We start from the raw sequence: 10,798 nt of genomic DNA, 5'->3' as shown, positions 1-10,798 counted from the left end.
CCCCATATACCTCTTTTGGGGTCTTTTTTTTATTATATAATTTTTTTTTAACAATAGTGTGACGGGGCGGGCGCCCGCCCCTCTGGGGGGGCGCCCCGCCCCACGGCTCGTTGTGCGGCTCCCGAACGGGCTCTGTGGGGCGCTCAGTCGGTGACGTACTGATGCAGCCCGGGAACAGTCAGCGTGCCGCCGAACTGGCCGGCCTGGGTGACCTTCACCTTCGTGAAGTAGATCAGCGGGATGTTCAGCGGCGGCGGGTGCTCCGGGTCGAACGTGATCGGGATCAACCCGAGAAGGTTCCCCGAGATGCTCTCCGTGTACATCACCGTCTTGCCGCCGGTGATCGTGGAATCCGAGCCCTTTTCCGCCTGCACGTGGTGCGTCTTGCCGGACTGCTTGTCCTTGACGATCTGGTGCAGGTCACCGATGGTCGTGCCGTCGGAGATGACGTACTTCAGGACCTTCTTCTTCTTGCCGCTGGCGGTCTTCACCTCGACGATGCCCTGATAGTCCGCACCCTTCAGCGTCAGCGAACTGGCCTCCAGGTACCAGGGGTCGTCCGGCACCAGGATCTTGTTGTCGACGCCGCCCTCGTCGTCCGTGGCGGCGGGACAGTCCTCGGGGTCCGTGGTGGAGCTCTCGGACGGGCTGGGGCTCGGGGAGGCGGTGGCCTCGTCGGCCGCTTCCTCCGCCGCGTTCTCGGCCGCCTCGGTGGTGTCCTCGGCCGCCTCAGACGCCTTGTCGGTCGTGTCCTCGACGGTGTCCTTCACCGTGTCGGTGACCTTGTCGGTGGTCTCCTTGGCGCTGTCGGTGGTCTCCTCGGCATCGCCTTCGGAGGCCGCCTCCTCGCTCGCGCTCGCCGAAGCGGACGGCGTGGGGCTCGGGCTCGCCGACTCCTGGCTGCCGCCGGTGAAGATGCCGGAGATGGCGTCGCCGATGTCCTCCAGCAGGTTGCCGCCGCTCTCGGACGCCGACGGCGACGGAGTTGCCGTGTCGCCCGACTGGGCCTCGCTCGACTTGCTCGCGGACGGGCTCGGCGTGGGCTCGGCCGCGTCGTCGGAACCTGAATCCGACGACGAGGAACCGGAGTTGCCGGAGGAGTCCGAAGAGCCCGAGGAGTCCGAAGAGTTGGAACCGTCCGAGGAGGAATCCGAGGAGGATTCCGACGCCGAGGGGGTCGGCTCCGCCGACTCGTTCTCGTCGGTGGACTCATCGGCGTCCGGACTCGGCGACGCGGACGCGTCGTCGTCCAGGGCCGCCACACAGTCCTTGTACTCGTCGGCCGTCAGGCTGTTCGAGGTCGCGGGCGACTTGTCGTCGGCCAGGGCCAGCGTCGGCGTGAACCCCATCCCCATGAGGACCGCCGTCGGCATCGCGGCCATGGCTATCGCCTTGCCGGCCGGCATCTGCAGCCGGGTGAACAGCGGCTTCTTGGGCGCCGCGTGGCGCGGCCCCGTTCTCGCCCGTGCGGGGGCCGCGGGGTACTCGGCGCGGTCCTCGTCAGCCGACACGGTTCCCCCCGATCCGGTCCTCGGCGCGAGGGCTGTCGAACCCACTGTCCTGGGCAGGGCCCTCATCGGCGGGCGGGTACGACGGGAAGGACTGCCCCGGCTCGACGGTGCCCTCGGAAGCGGGGGGCTCGGCGCCCTCGTCCGTGGGCCCTGCCGCACCGTCCTGCGCCTTGCCCTCCTCCGGCCGCTCCTTGCCCGGCATCCACGAGATGGCGAGCGCGCCTCCGAGCATCGCCAGCAGGAAGCCGATGATGAAGCCGCCGATGTTGGAGACCACCAGGGACACCAGGGCGAGGACGATCGCCGCGACGCCGGCGAACACGCGCGTCGCGGCCTGGAACCACATGGTCAGCCCGAGCGTCCACAGCAGGACGCCGATGATGAGGGAGCCGGCACCCGCGGTGGTCGCCATGGTGAGCGACATGGTGCCCAGCTTGAGGGTGGCGTACGGGAAGTAGGCGATCGGCACCCCGCCGAGCAGGGTGATCAGGCCTGCCCAGAACGGCCGGGTGCCCCGCCAGTCGCGGAATCGCAGACGCAACCGGGTGAAGGTCCCGGCGCTCTGGACCGGAGTCTCGGCACTCATGGAAAACAGCTCCCTGGGTCCGGTGGAAGTACGTACCGGCTCGGCCGTAGGCGTGAAGAAGCCGGAAGTCTGAGTCTGTGAGGGTGCCCGGCTCCCGGAGGGCCGGACCGGCGGGGCGGGGAGGCGATGGCTTCCCCGCCCCGTGGGGCAGCTCAGCTACCCCAGAACGCCCCGGTGACGGAAGCCGTCAGAAGCACTCCATCTTGGGGTCGGTGCCGAGCTTCATCGACAGACCGCTGAGCTTGAACGTGCCGGCCGTGGTCGCCCACGCCGTCTGCTCGACACCGTAGAGGTCGGCCCGCTCCGCCTGCTGGGCGAAACCGCCCGGCAGCACGTTCTCGCCCCGCTTGACGTCGGGGCCGCGCGTCTTGTCCTTGACGGCAACACCGATGTCGATGTTCGTGAACTCTGCGTCGGCGTCGAGCTGAGCGACGTCGATGTAGAGCTTCGAAGCCTCGACGTCCTTCGTCTTGCCGGCGTCCAGACGGAGGTAGATCGTCTTCCCTATGAGGGGGATCTCCGTCTTGACCGACTGACACATGTTCTTGATCGTCGCGTTGTCGAACGACGAGATCGCGACCGGAACCTGTGTCTTCTTCTCGCCACTGGTCGAGGTGTAGACGCTGTCAATACCGCCGTACTGGGCGAAGCCCGTACCGTGCAGCTCTCCGGCCTTCACCTTGAACTGCTGGCCGGAGACGCTGAACGAAGCAGCCAGCGCACCCTGCGCGAGCCCGACACCCACCGCCGCGGCCGCGGCGACGCTGGGCACCATGACCACAGCGAACCGCTTCCATCTGGTCCCGCCACGCACCTGGGACTCCATATTTCCTCCTTCTCGGACGTACATCTCCTGACCCTGACTCGCCTCCCAAAGGCGGCTCAGCCGGGCAGGGATGGGAGAAGTGCTACGTCCTCGGGAAGGAGAGCGCCTGTACTCGGTGGCACGAACCGCGCCCGAATCACCGGCGATCACCCCCGAGCGACAACCACTGGTCGCGCCTGACACGCATCACGCACAACCCTGCTGGACAGGCTTCGCCGGGTGGGCGAAGACCCCCCTGTCCAAGAGCCGGCGCCACTGCCGCCGACTCTGCTCGGTGGGGACCCAGGAACTCCCGCGACCCAACCGGCTGTCGGGGTACGGGAACGGACCGAGCGTGGCCGATCGTGGTGCATTCTCGCCGCCCGCACAAGGGGCTTCGTTACTCGGTAGTAACGGCCGGATAACCGAACAACGACCCGCAGGTCTCGGACAGCGACGCAGGGTGCTGTCAAGTCACCGGACAAATCCAGGTATCGCCGGACAGAAAGCGACAGAAAGACGCCCGCGACTTACCCCCAGTAACCGCGGCCGCGATTACCAAGATTTGGTAAAGCGCGGCCGCAGTGGTCGTCTCTCGGCAGATCTTTCACTCGGGCAACACACGCCCGCGGGTTTAGCGACAGGTCAGAACGGGGCCGCCGACCTGCTCGGCGAGCCGCTCAGAACAGCGCCCGCGCCAGCGCCCTGCGCGCCGCCGCAACCCGCGGATCGTCGGCGCCCACGACCTCGAACAGCTCCAGCAGCCGAATCCGTACGGTGTCCCGGTCGTCACCGAACGTGCGCTGCACGGTGTCGATAAGTCGCCCAAAGGCGTCCTCGACATGACCGCCCACCAGATCCAGGTCGGCGGCGGCGATCTGCGCCTGTGCGTCAGCGGGCTTGTCGGCGGCCTCCTTGCGCACCTGCTGCGGGTCGGCGCCCTGCACCCGCTGGAGCAACTCGGCCTGGGCGAGCCCGAGTTTGGCCTCGGAGTTCGCCGGGTCCTCGCTCAGCACGTTCTTGTACGCCTGGACCGCACCGGACAAGTCGCCCGCGTCCAGGGCCTGTACGGCGGCTTCGAGCAGGGCGTCGTACGGACCGGCCGGCACGGCGGGGCCCGGCTGGGCGGCTCCGCCCGGCTCGGCGTCGGGGTCGACCGTGAGGCCGGTCAGACCGAACCGCTGCTCGGCTACGGTCACGAGCTGGTCGAGCGTCTCGCGGATCTGCGCCTCGCCGGCCGCGCCCTGGAAGAGCGGCAGCGCCTGCCCGGCGACGACGGCGAACACGGCGGGGATGCCCTGCACGCCGAACTGCTGCATCAGCATCTGGTTCGCGTCGACGTCGATCTTGGCGAGGAGGAAGCGGCCGTTGTAGGCGACGGCGAGGCGCTCCAGTACGGGGCTCAGCTGCTTGCAGGGCTCGCACCACTCGGCCCAGAAGTCGATGACGACGGGCACCTCGGCGGACCGCTGCAAGACGTCGCGCTCGAAGCCCGCCTCATCCACTTCGATGACGAGGTCGGCGGGCGACACGGCCCCTCCCCCGCCCTGCCGGGCGGCCTCGGCCCGGGCCTGCTCCGCCTTCGCCTTGGCCTCCTGGGCCGCCTTCACCGCGGCGAGGTCGACGACTCCGCTCATGGACATGTTCCGTGGCTGCATGCGTCTATCCTCCCCCGTCCGGCGCGCGCGTGTGAAAACTGGTCGGAAAGCCGTTCCCGGCTCGGTGGTGCCCGGCGCCGGGTCCCCACCCCACGCCTGTGGTCGTCGCTTTCGCTACGAGTCGTAGCGTAATGGCAGAGTGCCCCCGCGGAACACCACCCACCCGTGATCTCCCTCACGACCACACACGGACCCCCCGGATATGGTCAGGGGATGCAGAGCCGCACCGCCGCCAACCGTCCCGGACGCCCGCGCAGCGCCACCGCGGACGCGGCGATCCTGGCCGCGACGCGGGAGGCGCTGGTCGAACTGGGGTGGTCGAAGCTCACCTTGGGGGACGTGGCGACACGCGCCGGGGTTGCGAAGACGACGCTCTATCGCCGCTGGTCGGGGAAGAACGAGCTGGTGGTCGACGCGGTGGCGGAGCTCTTCGACGAGCTCCGCCTGCCCGACCGGGGCAGCCTGGCCGCGGACATCGAGGGTGTCGTGCTCCAGTTCGCGGCGATCCTGGCCCGTCCGGAGGCGAAGAGTGGCTTGATGGCGGTGGTCGCGGAGTCCACCCGGGACGACGCGCTGCGCGAGCGCATCCGTGCCTCGATCGTCGACCGCCAGAAGCGGCTGGTGGTGGAGGGCCGTGACCGCGCCCAGTGCCGTGGCGAGCTCCCGCCGGAGACCGACCCCGCGGATTCCGCTCGCACGGTCGACCTCATCTTCGACGTGATCGCGGGCGCGGTGGTACACCGGGCCCTGGTGAGCGCCGAACCCGTCGACGCCACGTGGGCCCGGGGTTTCGTGGCGCTTCTGCTCGACGGCCTGACGGCATCCGGGGCGGCCTGACCCAGGTTGCCATCACGCAGGACGGTGGAGCGGAGGAATCTCTCCCCCCGCTCCACCGCTGGTGTTCGGCTGGGGACTACATCTGACGGTCTCCCTGCCAGGTGATCGACGTCAGCGCGGCGAGACCACCATGTGCCAAGCCCTTATAGGTCACCGTCCGGGCGGGACCGAGCTCGTGCGCGACCCGCCTGGCCAGCTCCATCCCTTCGCGGAACAACCGTTCCCACTCGGCGTCGTACTTCCCGTCCTCCCGGTCACGCAGATCCAGATCCAGGGTGGCATCGATCCCGTCCGCCCATGTGTAGAGGGAGGAGACCAGCCCGTCGGACAGGTCCAGGGCGGCGGCGGGATCATCCGGGAAGAAGTCCCCGAACCCCTCGGAGCGCAGCGGTCCGAATTTGTACTCGCCCTCGACGGTGAGGTGAACGGGGTGTGGTGGCGTGCCGTGGCTGTCGCGTTCCCAGTGCAGGCGTTCGCAGCCCCAGCACACCCACTTCGCCGACCTGTGGCGCTCGTCCCAGTAGCGCACCACCCACGACGGCCCCAGATACCGGGCCAGTCGCTGGGCGGTCGCCAGGCCCTGCTTCACGTGCCCCCGCAGATCCGGGCGGGAGACGAAGCCCTCCGGCGGGCGGGACAGCGACCAGGAGCGCAACGCGTCAACCAGTTCCTCGGGCAGCCCGAGCCCGGCTTCGTCCAGCGGGACGCCGCGGGTGAAGGCGCTGAGGTCGTCGTGGGCCTCGGCATCCTGCGGCTCGTACAGGGGAGATGGCTCGCCCCTGGCGCGCACGAGCAGGTGCCGCGGTTCCTCGAAGGTCATGCGATGTTCGCTCCGATCACATAGCCGTTGTCGCCCACGCTAACGGCCACCCGCTGGGTCTTGCCCTGGAAGACGACCTCGAAGATCGGCCTTCCGGCTCCCTGGGTGCCGACCCGTGTGCCCTGGGTGAGGGCCGTCTTCACGAGGGCGGGAATGTCCTCCACCCGGACCCCCGCGCTCGCGAACTCTCCCGCATGCCGAAAGGCGATGTGGGTGAGGCCCGCGTTGACGTTGCCCTTTTCGAGCCAGGCGAGGGGCACGCCGGGCTTGGCGTACTCGATCACCCAGATCGTGTCCGCTCTGTTGAACTTCACGCCGGCGTCCGCGAGCCGGTCCAGCAGCTTGGGGTCGAGGGTGCCACGGTGGATCTTGGCCCGTTCCGCAACGGCGGCCGCGATGCGCAGTCCCAGGCCCGCCGCGCTCGTGGCGTCGCCGACCTTGGCGGCGCCCTGCTCCCCGTAGAGCTTCTTCAGGTCCGCGAGTACCTGCGCAGCGTCCTCACCGGTCTTGGTGGCACGTTCAGCCCTCATGGCAATCTTGGCCGCCTCGGCGAGCTTCGTGGCCATCGACGGCGGCACGAGGATCGCGGCGGCCCAGGCACAACTGGACTTGTCGCCGTGGTAACACCGGGCGGCATCGCCCAGCACGATCTCGTACAGGACCGCGCCGACCGTGTCCCCGAAGAGGTTCTGCCAGCCGATCCGGGTGATCTCACCGAAGCTGAAGTGGTGGGTCCACTTCTGCTTCTGGTTGGTGAGGGTCTCGGTCTTGAGGAAGACCGTGTCCGCCTTCGGGCAGCCACTCTCCGTGGCAGGCACCTCGGGGTTGGCGCAGAAGTAGTAGCTGACCGTGACGTTCAGGTTCAGCTCGTACGTCACCGTGCAGCCCTGGGGTACGTAGTCGCACTTGCTGAGCGGCTTGGCCGGGCCCGCCTCGGTGACCTTGTCGACGATGTAGAAGACACCGCCGACGCCGGTTCCGGCGCCGTCCTGGACGACCTGGTTGGCCTCCTTGCGCGCGGCCGACTCGGCCGCCTCCTGTGCCGACTCCGCGTACTTCTGGGCGTCCTTGGCCGCCTCCTCCGCCGCCTTCGCCTCGGCGTCCGCGCGGTCGGCGGCAGCTCGGGCGTCCTTGGCGGCCTGCTCGGCCTCGGAGGCCGCCGTACGGGCGCCCTCGGCGTCCAGGGCGGCCTGGTCGGCGGAGGAACGGGCGGCCGTGGCGTGGCTGTCGGCTCGGTCGGCCGCCTTGTCGGCGGCGTTCGCGTCCTCGGTGGCCTGCCGGTCGTACTCGATGGTGCGGGCCAGCGAAGCCTGCGCGGCCGCCGCGTGCTTGGCCGCCTCGGCGGCGTAACCCAGCGCCTCCTTCGCCGACTTGCGGGCGTCCGCCGCGAACCCGGCGGCCTCCGCGGCCAGGGTGTACGCGGCCTTGGCGTCTCCCGTCGCCGCGTTCGCGAGGCTCTGCGCCTGCTCCGCGTTCTTCTTGGCGTTGGCCGCGTGCGCCTCGGCGACCGCCTGCTGCTGCTCGGCGATCGTCTTCGACGACTGCCCCGCCAGGACGGCGAGACCCGCTGCCGAGTCCGTGGTGACGTACTGCGAGCCGAGCTGGATCGCGTCATTGGCCGGAGCCGCCACCTGTTGTGCGGCGTTGCCGGCGTCCTCCGCCGCCTGGGCGGTGGTGTAGGCGTGACCGGCCGCGTCGGCCGCTCCCGCGACCGCCTTGGCGGCCTCGGCCTTCGCCGCGGCGGCCTGCGCCTTGGCCTTGGCTGCGTCCTTCTCTGCGTCGTCGGCCAGCTTGACCGCGGTGTGCGCGGCGGAGGCGGCGGTCTGCGAGGCCCTGATGGCGTCCGCGGCGGCGCTGGTGGCCGTCTTCACGGCGGCGTCCGCCTTCAGCTTGGCCGCCTGCGCGTCGTCCGCCGCGGAACGGGCGCGCTTGGCGGCGGCCTCCGCGCGCGTGGCGGCGGCGTCCGCGTCGGCGGCCGCCTTGGTCGCCGCGTTCGCCTCGGAGCGCGCCGATGCCGCGGCCGACTCGGCGTCGTCGGCGGCCTTGTCCGCGTCGTCGGCCGCGGCCCTGGACGCCTGGGCGTCGTTCTCGGACTCGCGTGCCTCGGCGTAGGCGTCCTTGGCGTCGGCCTTGGCGCGCGCCGCGTTCGCCTTGCTCTCGGCGTCCCAGGCGTCGTCCCGCTTGGCCTTCGCCCGGTCCCGGGCGGCCTCGGCGTCCTGGCGCTTGTCCCGGGCGGTGGACTCGGCCGTCTCGGCGCGGCCCTTGGCCTCGCTCGCCGTCTTCGCGTAGCCCTGGGCGTTCTCCTTGTGCTGGGCGGCCTCGGCCTGCTTGGCGGCGGCGGTCTCCTTCTCCTTCTTCGCCGTTGCCTCCTCGGCCTCCGCCGCGAGCCGCTTGGCGTGCGCGGTGGCGGCCGCGGCCTTCGCGTCCGCCTCCGCCTTCTGCGTCTCGAGCAGCTTGGCCTTGGCCAGGTCACGGGCGACCTTGGCCTCGTTCGCCTGGACGGCGGCGGCCTCGGCGGCGGCCTTCGCCTGCGCCCGGGCCTCGTTGGCGGCGGCCGTACGGAACGCCGCCTTCGACTGGGCCGCCTGCGTCAGGGCGCGGGCCGCGATGGTCTCGCTGTCCCCAGCGGAGGCGCGAGTTGCGGCGTACGCCGTGTCACCGGCCTTGGACAGCGCCTCCAGCGCGGCCGACGACGCCTTGGTGACCTGGGCCTTCTGCTGGCCGACGAGCAGCCCGCGGCCCCTGGGGGCACCCGCCTTGTCGGCGATGGCGTAGGCGGCCTGCGTGGCCGTGTCCGTCGTCGTGGCGGCCGTCTTCGCCGCCGTGACCTGCGCCTTGAGCAGGTCGAGCTGCTTCTTCGACTCGGCCTGGGACTTGGCGATGTCCGACTTCACCCGGTCGAACTGGGCCTTGGTCGGGTAGTCAAGGTCGTCGTCGGCGCCCTGGTGACCGGACGGGACGATGTCGAACTTCTGCGGAGTCTTGCCGGTGCAGTCCCACATCCGGCCGTCCTGGCTGTTGGCGTACGTGGCCAGGTCGAGGCAGTTCTTGGTCGCCGGGTTGTACAGGCGGGTCGTGCCGTGGGTGCCGTACTGCCACTTCTGGGAGACGCCACTGGTGCACGGCATGATCACCACGGCCGTGCCGTTGGCGTTCGCGCCGCCCTTGACGGTCAGGCACTTGCCGGAGTTGGGGTTAACCAGGGTGTCACCGCTGATCTGCCACTTCTGGGCCGCGCCACCGTTGCAGGTGTAGATCTGCACGGGCGTGCCGTTGTCCTTCTTGCCGCCGGCCACGTCGAGGCACTTGTCGGAAGCCCCGCCCGCGTGGATGACGAAGGGGCTGGTGCCGATCCAACCGGGGCCGCCCGCCGACCAGTAGTCCTGCCAGCGGACCAGGTGGTCGGCCCGCCAGGAGTGGCCCAGCATCTCGCTCAGCGCCTTGGAGCCGGTGGCGAGGGCCTTGGTGGCGGAGCGGTTGGCGGTCAGGATCTGGTTGCGCTGGGTTGCCTGCGCCGCGATCTCCTGCTGCCACTCGGCGGACGCGGTGGCGACCTCCTTGCCGAGGACCTTGTTGGGGTCGATGGGCGTGCGCCAGGCGCAGGAGGCGAAGCGGGACTTCAGGTCCTCCACCGCGATGCGGTACTCGACGCTGTCGGGCTCGGGCGCGGTGCGGGGGAAGCCGCCGGAGGAGAGGAAGAGGCGGGCGTCATCCGCGCCCTCACCACGGAAAGTGTCGAACAGGTCCTCGAACGCCCGGCGTTCGTTGTACTCCCGTGCCCGCTCCTCGGTCGTGAGTGACGGGTCGTAAGGCTTCTCGGAGTACAGCGGGGTACCAAGGTCCTTGACCGCCTTGACGGTTGCGTCGTCCGCCTTCGGGGTCGGGTCCTCGTAGAGGTCGCCCTCGCTCCTCCAGAACTGCTCCCAGATCCACTTCGACAGGCCGGTCTGCTGGAAGAAGTCCGGACGGGGATCCGCGCTGGTTCCCGGCGGCCATTCGAAGTCGGCCAGCGACTGGAAACCACCGGGCTGGGGGATGCCGCTGATCTGGAAGTCCCTGAGGTGTTCGTGGAGCGCCCACCCTTCCTTGCTGGCGGCGTCCTGGTCCTTCTCGAACGCCGTGGACAGTGGGGTCGTCTCCCAGTAGTCCGAGTTCGCCGCTTCGTGCAGCTTCTCCGCCGTCCGATTGAGCCCGTCCTGCGCCACGGCGAACGTCGTGGGCCCGCCCATCCGCAGCATCTCGCCCAGCAGACACTGGTCCTCCCGGACCTGCTCGGCGGCCTGCGTGTCGAACCCGTCGTAGCTGTCAGCCACGGGTACGACGTCGTCCTGGGCGTAGCGATTGAGCAGATCCGGCTGGACGGCCAGCCCCCCGAGCAGGGCCACGGCGACGCCGGAGGTGAGCAGCGACGCCAGAGGCCCTGGTCTCAAACGGGCATGCGTGAAGAGCCGATGTCTCGGCATGGTGGTCTGTCCTCCCCGTGGCGACGGTGTTCTCCCGGTCGCCGATCGACGCGCACGATGACGGAGTGGTCGGCTCCGTTCGGCGCGGCGATCACCTTACGCATGGATGTCGGGTGCA

Annotated in this window: 7 protein-coding genes; 1 reads left to right on the top strand and 6 read right to left on the bottom strand. The window is 69.9% G+C overall.

The window, feature by feature from the left end:
• Window positions 1-143: 143 nt before the first annotated feature.
• From ACIRD7_RS18810 to ACIRD7_RS18795, 4 genes are all read right to left on the bottom strand, one after another.
• Window positions 144-1,511, bottom strand: a complete 1,368-nt coding sequence (locus tag ACIRD7_RS18810; RefSeq protein ID WP_403454362.1) for a hypothetical protein — start codon at window positions 1,509-1,511, stop codon at window positions 144-146.
• Window positions 1,501-2,097 carry a DUF6114 domain-containing protein gene (locus tag ACIRD7_RS18805; RefSeq protein WP_403454361.1) on the bottom strand — a complete coding sequence of 199 codons (597 nt, stop codon included), beginning with the start codon at window positions 2,095-2,097 and terminating at the stop codon, window positions 1,501-1,503. Before ACIRD7_RS18805 ends, ACIRD7_RS18810 begins: the two co-directional genes overlap by 11 nt.
• Window positions 2,098-2,284: 187 nt before the next feature.
• A complete protein-coding gene (locus ACIRD7_RS18800; protein WP_403454359.1) occupies window positions 2,285-2,923 on the bottom strand; it encodes a DUF6230 family protein in 639 nt (212 codons plus the stop codon).
• A gap of 659 nt (window positions 2,924-3,582) precedes the next feature.
• The gene (locus ACIRD7_RS18795; protein WP_403454358.1) at window positions 3,583-4,560 is read right to left on the bottom strand and encodes a tetratricopeptide repeat protein; all 978 of its coding nucleotides are present in this window, start codon (window positions 4,558-4,560) and stop codon (window positions 3,583-3,585) included.
• A 213-nt stretch (window positions 4,561-4,773) separates the two neighbouring features.
• Here ACIRD7_RS18795 and ACIRD7_RS18790 point away from each other — a divergent pair, with 213 nt between their 5' ends.
• Window positions 4,774-5,397, top strand: a complete 624-nt coding sequence (locus ACIRD7_RS18790; protein WP_403454357.1) for a TetR/AcrR family transcriptional regulator — start codon at window positions 4,774-4,776, stop codon at window positions 5,395-5,397.
• Between the two features lie 76 nt (window positions 5,398-5,473).
• On the opposite strand, the gene ACIRD7_RS18785 is transcribed toward ACIRD7_RS18790, so the two are convergent.
• Together ACIRD7_RS18785 and ACIRD7_RS18780 are read right to left on the bottom strand one after the other, a co-directional pair.
• The gene (locus tag ACIRD7_RS18785; RefSeq protein ID WP_403454355.1) at window positions 5,474-6,217 is read right to left on the bottom strand and encodes a hypothetical protein; all 744 of its coding nucleotides are present in this window, start codon (window positions 6,215-6,217) and stop codon (window positions 5,474-5,476) included.
• Window positions 6,214-10,680: an RICIN domain-containing protein gene (locus ACIRD7_RS18780; RefSeq protein ID WP_403454353.1), complete on the bottom strand. Its 4,467-nt coding sequence runs from the start codon at window positions 10,678-10,680 to the stop codon at window positions 6,214-6,216. The genes ACIRD7_RS18785 and ACIRD7_RS18780 overlap by 4 nt, the downstream gene beginning before the upstream one ends.
• Between the last annotated feature and the right edge of the window lie 118 nt (window positions 10,681-10,798).

Origin of the sequence: Streptomyces sp. NPDC093568, from assembly GCF_044764945.1 — a bacterium.
Taxonomy (GTDB): Bacteria; Actinomycetota; Actinomycetes; order Streptomycetales; family Streptomycetaceae; genus Streptomyces.
Note: the sequence above shows the minus strand (reverse complement) of the source record. Positions and strands in the feature narration are given on the sequence as shown.

Excerpts from the sequence above, each read along its gene's own strand:
- ACIRD7_RS18805 (WP_403454361.1), bottom strand. The coding sequence starts at position 2,097 with ATGAGTGCCGAGACTCCGGTCCAGAGCGCCGGGACCTTCACCCGGTTG.
- ACIRD7_RS18800 (WP_403454359.1), bottom strand. The coding sequence starts at position 2,923 with ATGGAGTCCCAGGTGCGTGGCGGGACCAGATGGAAGCGGTTCGCTGTG.
- ACIRD7_RS18795 (WP_403454358.1), bottom strand. The coding sequence starts at position 4,560 with ATGCAGCCACGGAACATGTCCATGAGCGGAGTCGTCGACCTCGCCGCG.
- ACIRD7_RS18790 (WP_403454357.1), top strand. The coding sequence starts at position 4,774 with ATGCAGAGCCGCACCGCCGCCAACCGTCCCGGACGCCCGCGCAGCGCC.
- ACIRD7_RS18785 (WP_403454355.1), bottom strand. The coding sequence starts at position 6,217 with ATGACCTTCGAGGAACCGCGGCACCTGCTCGTGCGCGCCAGGGGCGAG.
- ACIRD7_RS18780 (WP_403454353.1), bottom strand. The coding sequence starts at position 10,680 with ATGCCGAGACATCGGCTCTTCACGCATGCCCGTTTGAGACCAGGGCCT.